Consider the following 19,829-nt stretch of genomic DNA (forward strand, 5'->3'; position numbering starts at 1 on the left):
GCCAGGAAAGTCAGCCTGCGTCTCCGTTTGGGCGGGCGGGTGGATTGTGGAGAGGGACGCCTTTCAAGACCCAGCAAACACTCGATGACTTCCGCTCTATCGCTTTAATCGAGTTGGAGTTGCGAATTGATGTGGCTCAAAGTCAAGGCTCGCAAACCAAGTATGGTGACCCTGAGGATAAGGCCTGCCGCCGCCGGCCAAGGCATCCCGAACAGGAGTTCATCATGAACTATCAGCGGTTCTTCGAAGATGCGATCGACCAGCTCCACGCCGAGCGTCGCTATCGTGTCTTCGCCGACCTCGAGCGTATCGCGGGCAAGTTTCCGCGCGCCATCTGGCGCTCCAACGGCCGCGCCGAGGAAATCACCGTCTGGTGCTCCAACGACTATCTCGGCATGGGCCAGCACGCGGACGTCATCGCCGCGTTCCAGAACGCGGCGGGCAAGATGGGCTCCGGCGCCGGCGGCACCCGCAACATTTCCGGCACCTCCAACCCGCTGGTCGAGCTCGAGCATGAGCTTGCCGACCTGCACGGCAAGGACGCGGCTCTGGTCTTCACCTCCGGCTTCGTCTCCAACGAAGCTTCGATCTCGACGATCGCGCGGCTGTTGCCCAATTGCCTGATCATCTCGGACGAGCTGAACCACGCCTCGATGATCGAAGGCGTGCGCCGCTCGGGCGCCGAGAAGAAGATCTTCCGCCACAATGACGTCGCGCATCTGGAAAGCCTGCTGCAGGCGGCGGGGCGCGAACGCGCCAAGCTGATCGTCTTTGAAAGCGTCTATTCGATGGACGGCGACATCGCGCCGATCCGGGAGATCGTCGAGCTCGCCGAGCGCTACAACGCCATGACCTATATCGACGAGGTCCATGCTGTCGGCATGTACGGACCGCGCGGCGGCGGCATCACCGAGCGCGAGGGCCTGGCCGACCGCATCGACATCATCCAGGGCACCTTGGCCAAGGCTTTCGGCACGCTGGGCGGCTATATCACCGGCACCAGCGCGGTGATCGACGCGGTGCGCTCCTATGCGCCCGGCTTCATCTTCACCACGGCGCTGCCGCCGGCGATCGCCGCGGCCACCACCACCTCGATCCGGCATCTCAAGCGCTCGCAGGCCGAGCGCGATGCCCAGCAGCAGCAGGCATCCCGGACCAAGCAGGTGCTTGCCGCCGCCGGCCTGCCGGTGATGGACTCGCCAACCCATATCGTGCCGGTTCTGGTCGGCGATCCCGAGCTTTGCAAAATGGCCAGCGACCGCCTGCTCGGCGTGCACGGCATCTACATCCAGCCGATCAACTACCCGACCGTGCCGCGCGGCACCGAGCGGCTGCGCATCACGCCGACGCCGTTCCATTCGGATGCGCTGATCGCTGGACTGCAGGACGCGCTGGTCGAGACATGGGACGCGCTCGGCATTCCCTACGGCTCGGCAGGACGGCCCTCGGTCGCCAAAAGCGACCGGATCGTTCCGCTGCTGACGGCAACGTCGGGCGGCTGAAATCGACGACGTCGAACTTTGGTCCAGCGCAATGCGCGAAGCTCCAATGGAGGAGAAGGAACCACGTTCAAGGATCGCAGCCATGACACATTCTGTTTCGCACGCTTCAATCACACATGCCGCCGAGCAGGCCCAGCAATGGGTAAACGAGCTCGCCAAGGATCTGGACTGGAACGAACAAAGCGCGTTCCGGCTGTTGAAGGCCGTCCTGCACACCTTGCGCGACTGGCTCTCGCCTGAAGAAATGGCCGATCTGTCCGCCCAGTTGCCGACGTTGATCAGAGGCATCTATTTCGAAGGGTGGAACCCGGCCGAACCGGCGTGGGAACGCAAGAAGCGCGACTTCGTCATTTGCGTTCGCGACAGCTTTGGCTACGAGCCGGAGATCGACGTCGACAAGGCTATTGGTGCGGTGTTCCGACTTCTCGACCGTCACATTTCGCATGGCGAAATCGTCCAGGTCCGAAACTCGATGAAGAAGTCGCTGCGCCAACTCTGGCCGGAGGGATGAGCGATGTTTCGCGATCGGCAGGACGCTGGACAGAAGCTCGGAGCCTCTTTGGAGGCGCTTCAGCTGAGGAATCCGATCGTGCTGGCCTTGCCACGCGGTGGCGTTCCGGTCGCCGCCGAGATTGCCAAGGTCTTGAAGGCACCGCTGGATCTGATGATCGTTCGAAAAGTCGGAGCACCTGGCAATCCGGAACTGGCGGTGGCCGCCATCGTGGACGGAGATCCGCCGGACGTCGTTCTTAACCGTGAGATCGTGGAGGCCTACGCTCTCGGCGACAGCGCATTACGTGTTTTGATCGCGCAGGAACGGCCGGAGTTGGAGCGGCGTCGGGAAATATTTCGCGGAAAAGAGCTGCCCCAGTCGGTGGCCGGCAAAACCGCGATTGTCGTTGACGACGGAGCGGCGACCGGAACGACGATGAAAGTGGTCATCCGGGCGTTGAAGCGACGGTCGCCGCGACAGATCGTCGTCGCACTTCCTGTCGCGCCGCCGGAGACCGTGGAAGAGCTGGCGCAGGAAGCAGATTTGACGATCTGTCTCATTCAGCCTGCCCGATTTCGCGCGCTCGGCTATTATTATGGCAGCTTTCCGCAGCTCTCCGACAGCGAGGTCCTCGAGATGATGGCTATGGCGCGCGAGGATCGGCGCCATATTGCCGAAAGAAGACACTCCGGCGCAAACGCCGCGGGCAAATCGCGGCACAAAGCCGGCACTTAGGAGTTATACCGATGCAGATCCGCACGCTTTCGACTCTGGAATGCACGAAAATGCTGACGGCCAATCGCGTCGGCCGCCTTGCCTGCGCGAAGGACGGGCAACCCTATATCGTGCCCTTCTACTACGCCCATGCCGACAACCACCTCTATGCCTTTTCCATGCCGGGCAAGAAGATCGACTGGATGCGCGCCAATCCGCTCGTGTCCGTGCAGGTCGACGAACATGGCGCTGCCCGAGGTTGGAAGAGCGTCATCGTCAATGGCAGGTATGAGGAACTTCCGGACCGGATCGGCCACAAGGTGCAACTGGATCACGCATGGTCATTGCTGAGCAGGCACACCGACTGGTGGGAGCCTGGCGCGCTCAAGCCGGCTACGTCCTCGGTCGCCGAACATCTCCCGCATGTGTTCTTCAGGATATTCATCGTGGAAGTCTCGGGCCGTGAGGCGATGGAGGCTTGACTTGGCGCGGCGCGCATGGCGGAAAGCAGGCTGTATGACTGCTGGTCGACACCGGCTGGATGCATCCGCAATCCGGCCAAGGGCATGCCCACCATGGACTCTCTCATAGTCCAACTTGGCGTCGCTTTGGCGATCGGGTTGCTCGTCGGCCTGGAGCGCGGCTGGCAGGAGCGCGACGCGCCGGCTCATAGCCGCACGGCGGGTATTCGGACATTCGGCATTGCGGGACTTCTCGGCGGCATTATCGCGGCGTTGGCCGAAGCGCTCAATGCGATTTCCGTCTTGATCGCCGGCTTCCTCGCCTTCGCCGGGATCTTCGCTTGGTACAAGGCACGCGAAGCCGCGCACGATGAGGATTTCAGTGTCACGACCGTTATCGCGGGCCTGGCTGTGTTTGCCCTTGGCGCGCTCTGCGTGGCCGGCGATTTTCGCGTGGCCGCCGCGGGCGGCACGGCGCTGGCGACGTTACTCGCCAGCCGCGAAATCCTGCATGGGCTTTTGAAACGCCTGACCTGGATCGAGCTTCGCTCGGCATTGGTCCTGGCGGTGATGACCGCCATAATCCTGCCCCTGCTGCCGAACCGCACGTTTGACCCATGGGAAGGCTTCAACCCGCGGGAGATCTGGCTCCTGACGGTGCTGATGGCCTCAATTTCGTTCGCTGGTTACGTCGCCGTACGTGTCCTCGGAAACGCCCGCGGTTTGATTGTGAGCGCGCTTGCCGGTGCAGTCGTGTCATCAACTGCCGTCACCTTGTCACTGGCTCGTACTGCCAGCGCGTCGAACAATTCCTTGTCCCTGTCAGGCGCGGCCTCGCTGGCCGCGATGGTCTCGATCCTGCGTGTCTGCCTCGTGGTTCTGATACTGGCCCCGGGCGTGACCGCGTTCATCGCCTTACCCGCGCTCGCCGCGGCGCTGACATTCGGCGTCTGCGGAACAATCGCATTGGCAATCCCCGGGCAAAGGCCGGAAAGCCCTGGCGCGACGCGCAATCCATTCGAACTGATGCCGTTGCTGATCTTTGCACTCCTGTTCGCATTCGCCTCGACAGCGAGCGCCGCGTTGGCACTCCAATTCAAGGAACAGGGCCTGCTGGCGAGTTCCGCGATCGCGGGTGCATTTGATGTCGATGCCTCGGTGCTCAGCGCCTTGCGGCTGGCCAAGCACTCGATTTCCATCGAAACCATCGGGCAAGCCGTGCTGACGGCGCTGATGGCGAACGCCATTGGACGCCTGTGCCTGGCGATGTCCGCAGGGCCGGTGAAATTCTGGCTACCGCTGGCCGGCATGACCTTGACCGCTGCGACTGCGGGCTATTGCACCATGCGGTTCCTCTAGGGGGCGCGATTTGCGGTCGGCTCCGGCGCCAATCCAGATTTGACCGGCGTCAAGGCTGCCAGGCACCATTCCTGTTGAACTGCTCCTATCATTCCAAAGGTGGGAGGGCCTCATGGCCACAACAGACCTCGATATCCCTATGCGGGAAGAATCTGCCAGTCCGGCCACGACCAAGCTGCGACTGGGATCGCTAACCGCGCTCGTCATCGGCTCGATGGTAGGCTCGGGTGTGTTCAGCCTGCCCCAGAATATGGCGGCCGGCGCTGGCCCGCTTGCTATCCTGATCGGCTGGACCGTCACGGCCGCCGGCATGCTCGCGCTGGTATTCGTCTACCAGTCGCTGGCGGTGCGTCGGCCCGAACTCGATGCCGGCCCATACGCCTATGCCAAAGCCGGCTTCGGCCCCTTCATCGGCTTCAACAGCGCCTGGGGCTATTGGATCAGCGCATGGGTCGGCAATGTGTCCTACGCGGTAATCGTCTTCAGCGCGCTGTCCTATTTCTTCCCCGCCTTCGGTGACGGGAATACCTGGCAGGCGGTGCTCGGCGCATCGATCCTTTTGTGGATCATTCATTTCCTCGTTCTTGCAGGCATTCGCCAGGCTGCGATCGTCAACACTGTCGTGACCATCGCCAAGATTGCTCCTGTCGTCCTCTTTGTCGGCGTCGTCGCGGTAGCCTTCAAGCTCAATGTCTGGTCGCTCGACTTCACAGGGCTCGGCAACGCCTCTCTGGGTACGATCGCCGCTCAGGTGAAGAGCACGATGCTGGTGACGCTGTGGGTCTTCATCGGCATCGAGGGCGCCAGCGTGTTCTCAGCACGCGCAGAGCGCCGCAAGGACATCGCGACTGCGACGGTGCTCGGCTTCTTCACGTGTCTCGCGCTTTATGCGCTGGTATCGCTGCTTTCGCTCGGCATCCTCAGCCAACCCGAGTTGGCCGCCCTGAAGAACCCTTCGATGGCGGGCGTGCTGGAAGCGGTTGTCGGGCCCTGGGGCGCCGTGCTCATCAATCTTGCGCTGGTCGTCTCGGTCGTCGGCGCGTTCCTGAGCTGGACCCTGCTTGCCGCCGAGATTCCGCATGTCGCCGGCAAGGACGGTACAATGCCGAAATTCTTCGGCCATGAGAGCGAACGGGGCGTTCCCTCGACCTCCCTGCTGATCACCAACCTGCTTGTCCAGGCCTTCCTGGTGATCACACTCTTTGCCCAGAGCACCTACCAGGCGCTTTTCTACATCGCCTCGGCGGCAATTCTCGTCCCCTACATCTTCTCGGGCGCCTTTGCCGCCAAGTTGGCATTGACTGGGGAAAGCTATCAAAGCGGCGAAAGCCGAACGGGACCGCTCGTTGCCGGCATTCTGGCCACGATCTACGGCCTGTGGCTCGTCTATGCCGCGGGACCGGCGTATCTGTTCATGTGCGCCATCCTCTATGCGCCGGGCATCATCTTCTACGTCTGGGCCCGTCGCGAGGCCAATCAGCGTGCCTTCCACCCGGTGGAGGCCGTCATCGCAGTCGCGCTCGTCGCTGTCGCAATCCTTGCCGTCTACGAGATGTGGACCGGCGCCGTCAGCGCGCTTTGAGAGCCGTCCCATGGCAAATCTGGGGGTTCATTCGGAAGTCGGTCGCCTGCGCGAGGTGATGGTCCACAGGCCGGATCTCAGCCTGCGCAGGCTGACGCCGGACAACTGCAAGTCGCTGCTGTTCGACGACGTGCTGTGGGTGAAGCGGGCGCGCCAGGAGCATGACGTCTTCGTCGATGCCTTGCGTGAGCGCGGCGTGGCGGTGCATTCGTTCGGCGAACTCCTCGCCGAGACGATGGGCATCGGCAAGGCCCGCGACTGGCTTCTCGATCGCCGGGTGCATGCCGGCGTGGTCGGCCTCGACATGGTCGACGAGATGCGGGGCTGGCTGGACGAGATGTCGGCCGGCCTGCTGGCAACCTGTCTGATAGGCGGCATCGCTCGCGCCGAGCTGCCGTTCGAGCCCAAGGGTTTGACTGGAAGAACGCTGGCGCCTCAGGACTTCGTCCTGCCGCCATTGCCCAACCAGCTCTTCACCCGCGACAGCTCCTGCTGGATCTACCGCTCTGTCTCCGTGAATGCCATGTACTGGCCTGCCAGGCGACCGGAAGCGGCCAATGTCGAGGCGGTCTACCGCTTCCACCCGCATTTCCGGGACGGCGGCATTCCGTTCGTATCGCCCCAGGCAGGAACAGGTATCAGCCTGGAAGGCGGCGACGTCATGCCCGTCGGCGGGGGCGTCGTTCTCGTCGGGATGGGAGAGCGCACCACCCCGCAGGCGGTCGGTGATCTGGCCCGCAGTCTGTTCGCAGCCGGCGAAGCCACGCATGTCATCGCGGCGCTGATGCCGCGCGACCGCTCCTTCATGCATCTCGACACCGTATTCACCTTCTGCGACCGGGACCTTGCCACCATGTATCCGCCCGTGGTCGACAGGCTGCGCACCTTCTCGATCCGGCCCGGAGACGGCGATGCGGCGGTCGAGGTCAGGGAAGAGAACGCCCCCTTCACAAAGGTTGTGGCGGAAGCGCTCGGCCTGAAATCGCTGCGCATCATCGCCACCGGCGGCGACCGCTACGAGGCCGAGCGCGAGCAGTGGGACGACGGCAACAACGTCGTCGCTGTCGAGCCGGGCGTCGTCATCGGCTACGACCGCAATGTCTACACCAACACGCTTCTGCGGCGCGCGGGTATCGAGGTGATCACCGTCGAGGGTGCCGAACTCAGCCGCGGCCGCGGCGGCGGTCATTGCATGACCTGCCCCATTGCACGCGACCCGATCTGAAAGGATATCCAATGTCGATCAACCTGCATGGCCGCTCGGTGCTTTCACTGGATGACCTTTCAGCCGAAGAAATCCGCTTCCTTCTGAAGTTGGCCGCCGATCTGAAGGCCGCCAAGCAGGCTGGGCATGAGATACCGCGCCTGGTTCGCAAGAACATCGCCCTCATCTTCGAAAAAGACTCGACGCGCACACGAACCGGCTTCGAGGTGGCGGCCTATGATCAGGGTGCCCACGTCACCTATTTCGGTCCGTCCGGTAGCCATATCGGGCACAAGGAATCCATGAAGGACACCGCCCGCGTGCTCGGGCGGATGTATGACGCCATCGAGTATCGCGGCTTTGCCCAGCACCAGGCCGAAATGCTGGCGGCGCACGCCGGCGTGCCCGTCTACAACGGCCTGACCGACGAAGCGCACCCGACGCAAATCCTCGCCGATTTCATGACGATGCGCGAGTTCACGCACAAGCATCTGTCGGACATGACCGTCGCTTTCGTCGGCGAGGGACGCGACAATGTCGCCCTTTCGCTGGCATTGGGAGCCGCCAAGGTCGGCATCGATATGCGCATCGCCTCGCCGAAGGAGCTCTGGCCCGACCAGGAATTCCGTGACCATGTTAAGGAACTCGCCGAGCGCAGCGGGGGCCGCTTCCGGCTCGATGAAGACATGAAGGGCTGCGTCCAGGATGCCGACTTCATCTACACCGACGTCTGGATGTCGATGGGCGAGGACAAGTCCGGCTGGCCGGAGCGCATCCGTCTTCTGACGCCCTACCGGGTGACGAAGGAAATGATGGCGGCCAGCGGCAATCCGCATGTGAAATTCATGCATTGCCTGCCGGCATTCCACGACACCGAGACCGAAGTCGGCGCCTATATCGCGCGCGAATTCGGCATCGACTGCATGGAGGTGACCGACGAGGTGTTCGAGTCCGGCGCCTCGATCGTCTTCGACCAGGCGGAGAACCGCATGCACACGATCAAGGCGTTGCTCGTCGCCACGATCGGCAACTGAGATGCTGATCGTTGCAGCGCTCGGCGGGAACGCGCTGTTGCGGCGCGGCGAACCGATGACCGCCGAAAATCAGCGCAAGAACGTGAAGCGTGCCGCCTCCGCCCTGGCCGCACTGATTGACGAGGGCCATTCGCTCGTGATCACGCATGGCAACGGTCCGCAGGTCGGCCTGCTTGCGCTCCAGTCGGCGGCCTCGCCTGGCGGCGCGTTCCCGCTCGATGTTCTCGGCGCGGAGAGCGCCGGCATGATCGGCTACATGATCGAACAGGAGCTCGCCAACCTCGCCTCTCACAGACTTTACGCTACACTGCTGACACAGGTGAAAGTCGACCCGTACGACCCTGCATTTTCCAGTCCGACAAAGCCGATCGGCCCGGTCTATGACGAAGCGACAGCGCGGCAGCTCGCAGCAGAGCGCGGCTGGTGCATAGCGCCCGATGGCGATAAATGGCGCCGGGTCGTGCCCTCGCCCCGCCCGATCGAGATTTTGGAGGCATCCGTCATCTCCTTCCTCGTCGACCATGGCGTCATCGTCGTCTGCACGGGCGGCGGCGGCGTGCCCGTTGTCGCGCGCGACGATGGCGCTATGGTCGGCGTCGAAGCCGTCATCGACAAGGACCTGGCCAGCTCGCTGCTGGCGCGCCAGTTGAAGGCCGATATGCTGCTGATGCTCACGGATGTCGATGCGGTCTATGTGGGCTACGGCACGCCGGATGCCCGCGCACTGCGCAATGTCGGAGCAACTGAACTTTCGGGAAAGGATTTCCCCGCCGGCTCGATGGGACCCAAGATCGGTGCGGCAATCGAGTTCGTCCAGGCGACGGGCAATCCCTCGGCGATCGGCCGGCTCGAGGACGCGGCGGAGATCGTCAAGCGGCGTCAGGGCACCTGGTTCGAGCCCTAGCCTCGCCGGGCTCAGGAAATCTTGGCTACTCCGACAACGTAGTTCTTGCCGTACGCCGCGGCGCATTTCGGGCAGGTCGTGTAGAAGAAATACACGTCGCTGGCCTTGGGGTTGCGTTGGCGCGCGAGTTCAAGCATTTCCTCGTGCCAGCCCCTTACCTGCTCGAACGCCCCCTCGAACAATTTGGTGACGAAGTCGCCTGTCAGCCTGGTCATTTCCTCCTCGGGCACGGCTTTCGAAACCGAGAAAAGATGCTCGCTCGTCCACGGCGAGAGATCGCGGCTTAGGACAATGTATTGACCTTCGGCAGAAGCGCCGGCGCCGTCGATATGCTCGCTGACACGGGCAAAGACGCTGCCCATGTTCACTGGAACATGCAGGACGCTATGGGTTGTCGCCCTCACGAACGGCTTGTCTTTGAAGTGCAACTCCTGATCGTCCCAGCCGCCCGGGTTGAATTTGGGGCAGCAACCCGTGGTGTTCACGCTGGCATCGTAATGCGGTGTTTCGTTGGTGCGCATAGTGGTCTCCCGATGCGCGACAAAAGATCAGCCGAGCGCCCGAACGTCATTGATCACGATCAACGCCGCCAGATCTGCAATTGATGCGCATCAATGCCAGTCCGCGGCGGCCCGGCTAAATAGATTGACCATGTTGATATGGTCCGCGCGAAAGACGCTGAAAGGGCAGATCGCGATTGGCAGATCGCGCTGGTACGACAGGAGTTCAGGATGGCAAAGAGAACCGAAAAGATAGAGATTGGCATGGACCTCGCCGCAAGATGTCGCGTTACCGACTCCTGGCAAGACGATTTCGGGGACCAATGGGTCAAGGTGCTCATCGAGGGCCATGACGTCCCGTTGACGTTGAAGGCGGCCCACTTCTATCCCTTTGACGATCACGACGTTGCGCATACATTCTGAGGAATCCTCGAGAACAAGCCCCTCGGATTGCCAGGACTGGTTTTCGGATTTCAGTCGAACGCGGCAGCCAAATCAACGGTCAAGCGTCCGGATGTAGGCGACGATCGCCCCGATCTGCTGGGGATCGGCGACAAACTCCGGCATGTCCGGGTGACCAGTCGAGATCCCCTCCGCCAGCGCCTCCTCCAAGTCTTCGATCGGGTAGCGCAGATGCAGCATGCGAAAAGGCGGTGCGTCCGGATGTGAGCTAACGCCAGTCCGACCGACTGCATGGCACCGTGCGCAGTTCGCTTCCACTATCCTCCGGCCATGGGAAACCTGGAGATTGTCGTTTGCCCAAGCTGCCGGCGTGCCCGCGAGCATGGGCGCAACGATGAAAATCTTCAACAGCGTTTTGCGTTTCATAGTCGTCGCATACAGCATCAAGATATGCAGCGCCTTGACTTGGCTCAAACGCCAATGAGCGCTTCCTCCACGATACGCAGACGACTGATCGGAACCTCAGTTCGTCCAGCTATCGATTTCGCCTTCTTGTTTGATTGCAACACTTCAGGGCGTCAGGGTTGCCGCTGCCATGTCGTCGATCGCCGTATCCGCCTCTTTACGGACTTGTCCGGCCGTCTCCATCGCGAGCTTGGCGCCGATGCACGCGAACTCGCCCACCTCCTTCAGATAGTCGGATGCGGCATTCTGCCAAAAATTGGCGAACACGTCGAAGCTATCGGCGAATTCATCGCTATCCCTCAGCGTTTCCATCAGCTTCAGATCGTCCCAAAATCGCCGGCGAAGAAAGGACGCAGCTTCAATCTGGCAGCGGAACGACGCTTTGATGGAATGCATCTGCAGCGCGGTGGTCGCCTCCAACAGCTTCTGCCCTGCCTTGACAGACAGGGACAATTCCGGCGCGCAGAATTCTTCCGCATTCCAAATCATGATGGCCTCCTCGATCTCGGCATTCACTGTCTCATCTTTGGATGGCGCGGCCTTGAGCGGCGGCCAAAGCCATGACTCACCGCACCGAGCTTGCGTCTCTTGGAAGACGCCATTTCGAAGTAGATGCCGACCCCGGCGATCCAAACGAGGCAAAGCAGGATGCCCCAAAAGAGAATGCCTCCAGCGGACATGAACTGATCCTCGTGTGGCTCTAATCGAACATCGCAAGGTCGATTCCGGCATGCATTGATCCCGATCAATCGCCCGCTAGGCGCAAACCTGCGTCGACCTCCTGGATTCCCCTTCTCGCCCCCGCTTCCCGCCTTTGACATTGATCAAGGCGACAAAGGGCATTGCCTGTCACGACATCGCCGGAACAATTGCCTTGTAAAAGGCAGAAACGAGGACGCGATGAAGGAACTGCCGCTTGCCGAAGTCTATCGGCTGATCGAGCCTGGTCCCGTTGTCCTCCTGACAACCAGGTCAAAACAGGGCCGCGCGAACGTCATGACCATGTCCTGGCACATGATGACGAGGATCGCGCCGCCGACCATGGCCTGCGTCGTATCGAGCGATGACTTCTCCTTCTTCGCCTTGCGTCAAACCAAGGAATGCGTGATCGCCATCCCTGCCATTGGCCTCGCAGAAAAAGTCGTCAAGGTTGGAAACTGCTCCGGACGCGAGATTGACAAGTTCGCGACAGCCTGGCTGACGCCGCTTCCCGCCGAGCGCGTTTCGGCTCCCCTGATCGCCGAATGCTTCGCCAATCTCGAATGCCGGGTCGTCGATACACGCCTGGTGAACAGATATAACCTGTTTGTCCTCGAGGTCCTGAAAGCCTGGATCGACCCGGTTCAACCGAAACCGAAGACGATCCATCACATCGGAAATGGCGCCTTCGTTGTGGACGGCGAAGTGGTCCATTTCGAATCCCGCATCCCCTGAGCCGCTACATTTTGATCGACATCAAGGTGAGAACGTTCCTGCAAAACTAGCTTCGGTGCACCGAAACTCTCGAACCGGAAGCGCCCGATGAGCTATAAATCCATTCTCTTGAACCTTGGCATTGATGGCTCAGTCGAACCGCTGACGCGGATCGGCATCGAACTTGCCGAACGTTTCGATGCAAAGCTGATTGGCTTCTGCGCCGCCGACGCTCCAATGCCGGTGACGATGGCGCCCGAGGGCGCAGCGATTGCCGCAGAGATTTGGGAGCAGTCGAGGAACGAAATCCGGCAAAGGCTGAATGATCGGCACTCCAAGTTCGACGAGCTCGTCGTCGGAACGGTCAAGGCGGAATGGCGTGAAACGGTCGAGAACCCAGATCACGTCCTCGTCAGAGCCTCTCTTCTTGCCGACCTTGTGGTCACTGGCGCCTCCTTGGGCGCATCTACGGGTGACGGCTACCGGATGGCTGATCCGGGCAGTTTGGTGCTGCGCGCCCGGTAGACCTGTGCTGGTCGCCGCCCGTGGCGCGGCGAGCTTGCCACTTGGCCAGGTTGTCGTCGCCTGGAAGGACACGCGCGAAGCAAGGCGCGCCGTGGCGGATGCGGTGCCACTGATGGCCATAGCCAATGAAGTCACTGTGGTGGCGGTTGATACCAATCCGGATGATTGGATTGGAGACGGCATCAAGGACGTCTCCAGCTTCCTCGCTGGGCACGGCATAAAAGCGCGAACCGAAATTCTAAAGTCGGAAGAGGAAGGAAATCGACTCATAGACTTCTTGGCTTCCGTCAAAGCAGACCTAGTCGTGTCGGGCGCCTACGGGCATAGCCGACTAAGGGAATGGGTGTTTGGCGGAGTTACCCGTTCGCTGTTGGATGAGGTTTGGCTCAATCGGCTTATGTCGAACTGACGCCGAAGCGTAGCAACTTCCAGCGACGATGGTCCTGTACTGCGAATTCCCTTGATCACTGGACAGTTTCTCGTCTTCTTCGGGTCGGACTTCTCTCTCCTTTAGCGCAGGAGCTGTTGGCCATCGGGGCTCCGGCGCTACCGCGGCGCTCTTGACTGAAGATTTCGCGCTAGCACCACTGGCGACAATCTCGGCCGCCGCCGGCAGTGCCCTTCCCAACCAATCTTAGGCAGCGCGAGGCATCCATACCACCCGTGGCGGTCGTCGGTAGCAGCCTGGCTGTGCGGATTGCTCAAGCCGCCGCCAACGTATTTTCGATGGCTTCGACTGAGTGCTTCACGAGATCCTTGCCGAGTTCACCCGCCAGTTTCGCTTTCAGCGAAGGCTCGACGTGCTTGCGCAGTTCGCCGAGCGTGCGCGGATCGGCAACCACCACCACATGCTCGAACGCTCCCGCGAGCGCCTCGCGATTGAGATACTCGGCCACGGCAGCGGCAAAATCATCTTCCCGCAGACGAGAGTCGTCGGGATTGGCGGTGGAACTGCGGTGGCGACCGCCCGAGCCGGTGTTGGCCGCTTGAAGCGTCGGCTCGCCCAACTCAACCAGATCGATCTGGGGTTCGTGGCCCTTGTTGCGAAACAGGCGCAACTTCTCGCCGTCGGTTACCGCGACCAGCGTGCCAGTGGTCATAATCATGTTGTTTCTCCTTTGACATAGATCGAAGGCGTTGCCTCGCCATCATTGGCCGCAGTCTTCACCGCCAGATGCACTTCGCGGTGGCGCGTGCCTCGGACTATCGACCCGGCGGCCGCTTGAGCCGCCGCGCCGACCATGTCGAACCATCAGACAATCGCAATCCGGTCTTCCACCATCCGGACGCCCGGCGTCGACCAGGCGGCACGTTCCGCTGCCTGGCGCTCGGACCAGGCCTTGACCTTGCCTTCAAGCGTCACCCTGCCATCCCGCACATTGACGCGGATCGCCTGGGCTTCGACTTCCGCATCACGTTTCAGCGCATCCTCGATGCGCTTCTTGACGTCGGGTACCGAGGCACGTGGGGTGATTTCGATCTGATTGGCCACGCCAACGACACCGGCCAGCCCGCGCACAGCCTCGGCCGCCGCGTTCTTCTGGTATTGCCATTCAACTTTCCCGGTCAGCGTGATCCAGCCGTCCTGGACCTTGACCTGCACCTTGTCCCTCGGGATGGACACATTCCAGGTGACCGCATCGACCGCACGCCTGGCGATCTCGTCGTCCGCAGTCCCCTTCTGTCCAATCAGCCGGACTTCGATTTCCTCGGCGATACCCTTCACGCCCTTGACTCGCTTGACCACATTTTCGGCGGTGGTCTTTTCCCAGTAGGAAGAAACATGTCCGGTGAGGGTGACGATGCCCTCTTCCACGGCGACGCCAATGTGGGCGGCGTCGATACTCGGCTCGAACTCCAACTCATCGAGAATGTTCTGACGCAATGTTAAATCCGTCATGATCCGTCTCCTTTTGTATGGGGGCTTTGCACCCCCACCCAAAACACAGCATCCTCGACAGAGCGACGCATTGATCTGGCTCAACAGTCGCCGACTTTCGCTCGCCCTGCTGTCTGCGACGGTGCCATCGGTTGGAGGCGTCGCTGCGCGCAGCCAGCTTTCATCAAGCGGGAACGGCTTTGCATTCAGCCACCGGCTTGCGAACGGGCTCAGAAAGATCAAGCATCATCTGTCCCTCGCGCTTGCCGGCCTTGAGGCTCGCGAAGATCGTATTGATGTCCTCAAGACGCACCTTGGTGATTTCGGCCTTTACCTTGCCTTCAGCGGCAATTGTCACAGCACGAAGAAGCCGATTGAGGCCAGGGCCATGACCGCCGTGGCGAGCGCTCCGCCGAAGACCATCCAGCGCGGCAATGTAAGGTGACCCATGATCCGGGGGTTCGTGGCAATCATCATCATGATTGCCATCAGTGGCGCGGCCAGAACCCCATTAACGACAGCGCTCCAGTAAAGTGCCCTTATGGGGTCCATGCCGACAAAAGTCAGGGACACTCCACCCAGCGTTGCGACCGCAATCGTGCCGTAGAAGGCCTTGGCATCTTGCGGGCGTCGATCGAGGCCTTCGGGCCAACGAAACATCTCGGCAACGGCATAGGCGGCGGAGCCGGCAAGCACGGGGATGGCAAGCATGCCCGTTCCGATGATGCCAATGGCGAAAACGGCAAAGGCAAACTCCCCGGCGATGGGCCTGAGCGCTTCGGCCGCCTGCGATGAGGTTTGGATCTGCGTCATCCCGTTGGCATGGAGCGTTGCCGCCGTGGCTATAATGATGACAATGGCCACCAGGTTGGAGAAGCCCATTCCGAAAAGTGTGTCGCCCCGGATGCGCGACAGCTCCGGCCCGGCAGCGTGAGAGTTGGCGCCCAGTCGTTGACGATGTTGCCGGTGCTGCTCCTCGACCTCCTCCCCGGCTTGCCAAAAGAAGAGGTAAGGACTGATTGTCGTGCCAAGAACGGCAACCAGCGCCATGGCGTGATCGCCGTCGAAGGCGATCTGCGGAACCAGCGTGCCATAGAGCGCCGTGCCCCACGGCACGTGAACCGACAGCACCACCGCGACATAGGCAAGCAAGGACAGGGTCAGCCATTTAAGCACCGTGACGTAGCGTCGGTAGCTCACGAAGACTTCTAGGAAGATGCACGCCAGCGCGAACAACACCGCATACAAATACTGCGGGCCACCTATGATCAATTCAAGCGCCGCTCCCATCGCGCCGAGGTCGGCGCCAATGTTGATAACGTTGGCGACAAGCAGCAGAAGGACGGCGAAACGCAGCAGCCAGGGAGAGTAGTGCCGACGCAGATTGCGCGCGATACCTTGGCCGGTTACCGCGCCGATCCCGGCACTGATCCCTTGAGTTACAGCCATCAGCGGATAGCTGAAGAGCATGGTCCATGCGAGCGAGTAGCCGAATTGCGCGCCCACCTGACTATAGGTGGCGATACCGCTTGGATCATCATCAGCCGCGCCCGTGATCAGGCCTGGGCCCAAGCTTCTGAGAAAGTCGTAGGGTTGGCGGCGTGTGGTGGCCGATGCGTCCGGCGGTTCCATCGAATGGTTCCCCTCACTCTCACTCATTCTCGTCGCACGAACCGAACTCACCGTTGCCGCGCCGAGTTGCTCCGAACCTTCGAGCGCGAAGAACCATGTGTTTCTTCTATCCGGCTTCGAAGTCCGATGGATTGATGCGGGTCAAGGATACGAGGCGTCGAATGGCATAGGAGGGCCAAATCGACACTCTTGAACTCCTGCGCCGAGGAAAGTCATGCCGGAGCCGCTGCAGATCGTGACGCCAAACCCGGACATAGAGCCAATGACGACGATGGCGACCACACCAATCGCCGAAAACATCGGGGTTGCAGGCAAGTTCCGGGATTTTGCCGATCTCCTCGATAGCCAGGGCGCTGACGGTTTCCGCGCACGGGCCTGCAGGAGGGCGGCAGATGTTGTGTCGAGGCTGGAACGGCCCGTCAGCGAAATCCTGACAAGGGAGGGACGCGATGGCCTCGTCGCCCTCCCGGCAATCGGAACAGGCCTGGCCGGGGCGATTTCCGAGATCGTTGCGACCGGGCGCTGGTCCCAACTGGAGCGGCTGCGCGGCGAGATGGAGCCGGAGGCGCTGTTTCGCTCAATCCCCGGAATCGGACCACGATACGCGCACCGCCTCGCCGAGGACGGTCAGCTCGAGACCCTCGAAGACCTGGAGAACGCGCTTCATAGCGACGCACTTCATATCAAGGGTATCGGTCACAGGCGCAAGGAGATGCTGGCGGCAGCCCTCGCGGAGCGGCTGGGAAGGGTTCGCACAACAAGGGCCTATCAGTCCCACCCCCTGCCGCCAGTGTCGATGCTGCTCGAAGTCGATCACATGTATCGCGAAAAGGCAGCGGCTGGCGCGCTTCGCAAGATTGCACCGAAACGCTTCAACCCGAAAGGCGAGGCCTGGTTGCCGGTGCTGCATGCGCGCCATGACAACTGGCATTTCACCGCGTTCTTCTCGAACACCAAGCTGGCGCACGAACTGGCGAAGACGCGCGACTGGGTCGTGATCTATTTCCAGGCCGAAGGCCAGCCGGAAGGGCGCTGCACGGTCGTCACCGAGACACGTGGTCCGATGCTCGGCAAACGCGTCGTGCGAGGACGCGAAAGTGAACAGCAACTGAAGGAACCGGCATGATGAAAAGAGCCGTGAAGAGAGTTGGCAATGGTGAAACAGAACTCGAAGTTCCCCTCGAAACCGTATGCTTCATCATCATGAAGGCGCGCGAATTCGACGCCAAGGATCCGGTCACCGAACCCAACCCTGCCTCCAATCCTTCCGACGACCGGTCCGCAGCGATCCTGGAGGATCATGCCGACGACCCGGTTCTTGAAGAACTGCAGTCGCTGATTTCCGAGCTTTCGTTCGACGCACAGATCGACCTGGTCGCCCTGATGTGGCTGGGCCGCGACGACCATTCGGCCGATGAATGGCGAAGTGTTCGCCAGCAGGCAGTCCACGCTCATAATGCGCATGTAGCCGACTATCTCTGTGGGACGCCATTGCTCGCGGACCATCTTGCAGATGGACTGTCCGCACTCGGCTACTCCTGCGCCGAACTTGAGCGCCAGCACCTTTGATCATCGGGCTGCCGCGCGGTGCCGAGGGCGGTTTCAAATCGCCTCGGGATCTTTTGGTCGTCGCGCCTCTAAATTCGAGCTCCGGCGCACGGTTTTTTCTCTCTCCATTGATCCCAATCAATGAGCCTCTCTTGTGCAGCGGCTTTGATGCAGTCCTCGTCAGGCTGAGCCGGACTTGGTGACGCGGGCGCGATAAATCGCGGCAAGACCGCGGGTTCGCGCAGCAATGGACCAGTTCGGCGACGACACCCGGCGAGCGGGTTCGTTGACCTCCAGCTCTAGCGCCTCATGGGAGACCTAAAGGTGGAAGAGTGGAGGCGGCGATACCTGCCGATCAACTCACCAAAGGAGAAGAACCATGGCTGAAGCTGCCACCAAACTCCCCGTCAAGACAGAGAAGAGCACTGCCCCTGCCCCGGTCCGACAACTGGACGGCACCGTTCGAAAGCCTGCGCCGCGAAATCGACCGACTGTTCGACGACTTCCACGCTTTCGATTTCCGGCTGCCCTCGACCCGCTCCCTTTTCGGTCGTGAACTGCCATCGCTGCGTAGCGCGGACTGGCCAGTGGCGCCGGCGATGGACCTCGTCGAAAAGGACAAGGAGTATGAGATCACGGCCGAACTGCCCGGCATCGACGAGAAGAATGTCGAGATCAAACTCTCCAACCACACGCTGACGATCAAGGGCGAGAAGAAGGAAGAAAAGGAAGAGAAGGACAAGGACTACTATCTGTCCGAGCGCCGCTACGGCTCCTTCCAGCGTTCCTTCCAAGTGCCTGAAGGCGTCGACGCCGACAAGATCGATGCAAGCTTCACCAAGGGCGTACTGACGGTGAAGCTGCCCAAGACAGCCGAAGCCCAGAAGGCCGAGAAGAAGATTACGGTCAAGGCTGCATAACCTGCGTGCTGAACGTTGTCCGTCTCAGCGCGTCAGTCCGGCGCGCTGAGACCTTCACTAAATGCGATATCCCAAGTTGCATTTAGGTGGTTACCCCAGTCGGGATAGCGCAGCCATTTCGACTTACCGCCGCATCGCCTCGCTATATCAACGCGAGGGCTTGACCACGCTTCCTAGTTTGCCGGGCACGCGGGAGTGATCGCGAGCCTGACTTTCGGCTATCTCAAGCTTCTTCTGCTCCAACGCCAGCAAACCTTCGATGACACGCCTTTGTTCGGGGTCCGTCTCGCGCGCGAGCAGATCCTGAAAGTGGGCGATGTTGGCACGCGCAATAAAGCGGTCCATGACGTTCCTCAATTGCCAGGACAACGACATTCTACACCCAAGTGCGGGCCGCTCAAAGCCATTTACGCCAACGCAGGTCCGCTGCGGCTGGCTAGGTGAAACCCCGTAAGGATCAAACCGAATTTCGCAATGTCAGACATTGCGCCATTGATGTCATCAGAGGCAGATCGTCGTTTCGATCTTGGTGAAGTCAGCTTCGCCACCGAGAGCTCTCCCGCGCGTCTCACCCCCCAAAGCAGGGGAGACACGATCGAACGTGCCGGACCTGCATAGCAGCGAGATGATTAAATGGCAGACCTGGCGGAACGTGGCAGCCCAACTACCGGAAACTCGACTAGTGATCGCCGTTTGGAAGGCATTCACGTGGCCGGCAGGCAAGATGCCTGGTCTTTGGATTTGACCTGCGTCAAGGACGCTTTGGCCGTTCCTTCCAAGAATGAATCCATGTGGCAACCAATATCGACCGCCCCTTTTGATCGGGATTTGGAATTGGCCGTCATGGACGGGGACAGCGTTCACGCCCTCGTTTTTCCCTGCAGGCGAATACTGGCAGGCTGGACCAAGTCGGCCACGAAGGAACGGCTGGACATCTCACCTACCCATTGGAGAACATGGAAACCTGACAAGACAGATGTCTAGCGGCATTGCCGCGTTTTTCTATTTGTTGCTGTGCCCGTTTGTTCCCTTGTCGGCCTCCTCGGCCTTTCGGAGGTTTTCTTCTTCTTTTTCCAGCAGATCAAGCAACGCCTTCCGCTTGAGTTGATCTTGCTCCTCTGCCAAGCGCTGGCGAAAATGCTCGATATTCAGGCGGGCGATCCGCTTATCCACTCATCACATAAGCAGCCGCAGCGGCTTCCCTGTTCGTCCGTGCACCCACATATCACAGCCAAATTGCCCGCGTCTAATTCAGCCGATGCGTCTGTCGCATAAAGGCGTGCTTCAGATGG

25 protein-coding genes and 1 pseudogene are annotated in these 19,829 nt (G+C 61.0%); 16 read left to right on the top strand and 10 right to left on the bottom strand.

All coding sequences use genetic code 11. The features are described 5' to 3' along the window. The first annotated feature begins 224 nt into the window (after positions 1–224). From hemA to arcC, 9 genes are all read left to right on the top strand, one after another. Positions 225–1,502 (top strand): 5-aminolevulinate synthase, encoded by a 1,278-nt coding sequence (gene hemA, locus ACVILI_RS27150; RefSeq protein ID WP_069093490.1) that lies wholly within the window; start codon positions 225–227, stop codon positions 1,500–1,502. Between the two features lie 82 nt (positions 1,503–1,584). After that, positions 1,585–2,013, top strand: a complete 429-nt coding sequence (locus ACVILI_RS27155; protein WP_027047151.1) for a DUF2267 domain-containing protein — start codon at positions 1,585–1,587, stop codon at positions 2,011–2,013. 3 nt (positions 2,014–2,016) lie between these two features. After that, positions 2,017–2,730, top strand: a complete 714-nt coding sequence (locus ACVILI_RS27160; protein WP_038648678.1) for a phosphoribosyltransferase — start codon at positions 2,017–2,019, stop codon at positions 2,728–2,730. Positions 2,731–2,741: 11 nt separating this feature from the next. Continuing rightward, the gene (locus ACVILI_RS27165) at positions 2,742–3,191 is read left to right on the top strand and encodes a pyridoxamine 5'-phosphate oxidase family protein (RefSeq protein WP_038648680.1); all 450 of its coding nucleotides are present in this window, start codon (positions 2,742–2,744) and stop codon (positions 3,189–3,191) included. Between the two features lie 93 nt (positions 3,192–3,284). Further along, entirely contained in the window at positions 3,285–4,529 is a 1,245-nt protein-coding gene (locus ACVILI_RS27170; RefSeq protein ID WP_027047152.1) for an MgtC/SapB family protein, read from the top strand. Positions 4,530–4,641: 112 nt separating this feature from the next. Beyond that, a complete protein-coding gene (gene arcD, locus ACVILI_RS27175) occupies positions 4,642–6,111 on the top strand; it encodes an arginine-ornithine antiporter (RefSeq protein ID WP_051726853.1) in 1,470 nt (489 codons plus the stop codon). Positions 6,112–6,121: 10 nt separating this feature from the next. Beyond that, on the top strand, positions 6,122–7,336 hold the full coding sequence (locus ACVILI_RS27180; RefSeq protein ID WP_019859862.1) for an arginine deiminase: 1,215 nt from the start codon (positions 6,122–6,124) through the stop codon (positions 7,334–7,336). An 11-nt stretch (positions 7,337–7,347) separates the two neighbouring features. Continuing rightward, complete coding sequence (argF, locus tag ACVILI_RS27185) at positions 7,348–8,349, top strand: ornithine carbamoyltransferase (protein WP_019859864.1); 1,002 nt, start codon at positions 7,348–7,350, stop codon at positions 8,347–8,349. A gap of 1 nt (position 8,350) precedes the next feature. Then, a complete protein-coding gene (gene arcC / locus ACVILI_RS27190; RefSeq protein ID WP_038648683.1) occupies positions 8,351–9,253 on the top strand; it encodes a carbamate kinase in 903 nt (300 codons plus the stop codon). An 11-nt stretch (positions 9,254–9,264) separates the two neighbouring features. On the opposite strand, the gene ACVILI_RS27195 is transcribed toward arcC, so the two are convergent. The 4 genes from ACVILI_RS27195 to ACVILI_RS27210 form a co-directional block, all read right to left on the bottom strand. After that, entirely contained in the window at positions 9,265–9,774 is a 510-nt protein-coding gene (locus tag ACVILI_RS27195; protein WP_064982147.1) for a hydrolase, read from the bottom strand. Between the two features lie 90 nt (positions 9,775–9,864). Beyond that, positions 9,865–10,167 (bottom strand): hypothetical protein, encoded by a 303-nt coding sequence (locus ACVILI_RS27200; RefSeq protein ID WP_155772685.1) that lies wholly within the window; start codon positions 10,165–10,167, stop codon positions 9,865–9,867. 81 nt (positions 10,168–10,248) lie between these two features. Further along, the gene (locus ACVILI_RS27205; RefSeq protein WP_019859868.1) at positions 10,249–10,629 is read right to left on the bottom strand and encodes a c-type cytochrome; all 381 of its coding nucleotides are present in this window, start codon (positions 10,627–10,629) and stop codon (positions 10,249–10,251) included. A 96-nt stretch (positions 10,630–10,725) separates the two neighbouring features. Further along, on the bottom strand, positions 10,726–11,136 hold the full coding sequence (locus ACVILI_RS27210) for a hypothetical protein (RefSeq protein ID WP_051726854.1): 411 nt from the start codon (positions 11,134–11,136) through the stop codon (positions 10,726–10,728). Between the two features lie 384 nt (positions 11,137–11,520). Between ACVILI_RS27210 and ACVILI_RS27215 the strand changes: the two genes are divergently transcribed. From ACVILI_RS27215 to ACVILI_RS27225, 3 genes are all read left to right on the top strand, one after another. Next, the gene (locus tag ACVILI_RS27215) at positions 11,521–12,054 is read left to right on the top strand and encodes a flavin reductase family protein (RefSeq protein ID WP_019859870.1); all 534 of its coding nucleotides are present in this window, start codon (positions 11,521–11,523) and stop codon (positions 12,052–12,054) included. A gap of 87 nt (positions 12,055–12,141) precedes the next feature. After that, positions 12,142–12,558: a hypothetical protein gene (locus ACVILI_RS27220; protein ID WP_457102656.1), complete on the top strand. Its 417-nt coding sequence runs from the start codon at positions 12,142–12,144 to the stop codon at positions 12,556–12,558. 4 nt (positions 12,559–12,562) lie between these two features. Next, complete coding sequence (locus ACVILI_RS27225) at positions 12,563–12,967, top strand: universal stress protein (RefSeq protein ID WP_457102657.1); 405 nt, start codon at positions 12,563–12,565, stop codon at positions 12,965–12,967. 292 nt (positions 12,968–13,259) lie between these two features. Here the strand turns inward: ACVILI_RS27225 and ACVILI_RS27230 are convergent, their stop codons facing one another. From ACVILI_RS27230 to ACVILI_RS27245, 4 genes are all read right to left on the bottom strand, one after another. Continuing rightward, complete coding sequence (locus ACVILI_RS27230; protein ID WP_420871208.1) at positions 13,260–13,658, bottom strand: host attachment family protein; 399 nt, start codon at positions 13,656–13,658, stop codon at positions 13,260–13,262. Positions 13,659–13,810: 152 nt separating this feature from the next. Beyond that, on the bottom strand, positions 13,811–14,458 hold the full coding sequence (locus ACVILI_RS27235) for a BON domain-containing protein (RefSeq protein ID WP_240565268.1): 648 nt from the start codon (positions 14,456–14,458) through the stop codon (positions 13,811–13,813). Between the two features lie 163 nt (positions 14,459–14,621). Beyond that, complete coding sequence (locus ACVILI_RS27240; protein ID WP_240565261.1) at positions 14,622–14,795, bottom strand: hypothetical protein; 174 nt, start codon at positions 14,793–14,795, stop codon at positions 14,622–14,624. Beyond that, positions 14,792–16,069, bottom strand: coding sequence for an NRAMP family divalent metal transporter (locus ACVILI_RS27245; protein WP_019859875.1), 1,278 nt, complete (start codon positions 16,067–16,069; stop codon positions 14,792–14,794). The genes ACVILI_RS27240 and ACVILI_RS27245 overlap by 4 nt, the downstream gene beginning before the upstream one ends. A gap of 214 nt (positions 16,070–16,283) precedes the next feature. On the opposite strand from ACVILI_RS27245, the gene ACVILI_RS27250 reads away from it, so the two are divergent. From ACVILI_RS27250 to ACVILI_RS27260, 3 genes and pseudogenes are all read left to right on the top strand, one after another. After that, positions 16,284–17,195 carry a helix-hairpin-helix domain-containing protein gene (locus ACVILI_RS27250; protein ID WP_240565262.1) on the top strand — a complete coding sequence of 304 codons (912 nt, stop codon included), beginning with the start codon at positions 16,284–16,286 and terminating at the stop codon, positions 17,193–17,195. Beyond that, a complete protein-coding gene (locus ACVILI_RS27255; protein WP_019859877.1) occupies positions 17,195–17,638 on the top strand; it encodes a DUF3775 domain-containing protein in 444 nt (147 codons plus the stop codon). The genes ACVILI_RS27250 and ACVILI_RS27255 overlap by 1 nt, the downstream gene beginning before the upstream one ends. Positions 17,639–17,996: 358 nt before the next feature. Continuing rightward, positions 17,997–18,537 (top strand): annotated as a pseudogene (locus ACVILI_RS27260) (Hsp20/alpha crystallin family protein). A 147-nt stretch (positions 18,538–18,684) separates the two neighbouring features. On the opposite strand, the gene ACVILI_RS27265 reads toward ACVILI_RS27260, so the two are convergent. Continuing rightward, positions 18,685–18,882 (bottom strand): hypothetical protein, encoded by a 198-nt coding sequence (locus ACVILI_RS27265; RefSeq protein ID WP_069092814.1) that lies wholly within the window; start codon positions 18,880–18,882, stop codon positions 18,685–18,687. A gap of 288 nt (positions 18,883–19,170) precedes the next feature. On the opposite strand from ACVILI_RS27265, the gene ACVILI_RS27270 reads away from it, so the two are divergent. Then, entirely contained in the window at positions 19,171–19,521 is a 351-nt protein-coding gene (locus ACVILI_RS27270; RefSeq protein ID WP_338100939.1) for a hypothetical protein, read from the top strand. A gap of 18 nt (positions 19,522–19,539) precedes the next feature. Here the strand turns inward: ACVILI_RS27270 and ACVILI_RS27275 are convergent, their stop codons facing one another. Beyond that, positions 19,540–19,710 (bottom strand): hypothetical protein, encoded by a 171-nt coding sequence (locus ACVILI_RS27275; RefSeq protein ID WP_240565264.1) that lies wholly within the window; start codon positions 19,708–19,710, stop codon positions 19,540–19,542. Positions 19,711–19,829: the final 119 nt, after the last annotated feature.

The organism is Mesorhizobium sp. USDA 4775, from assembly GCF_054062655.1.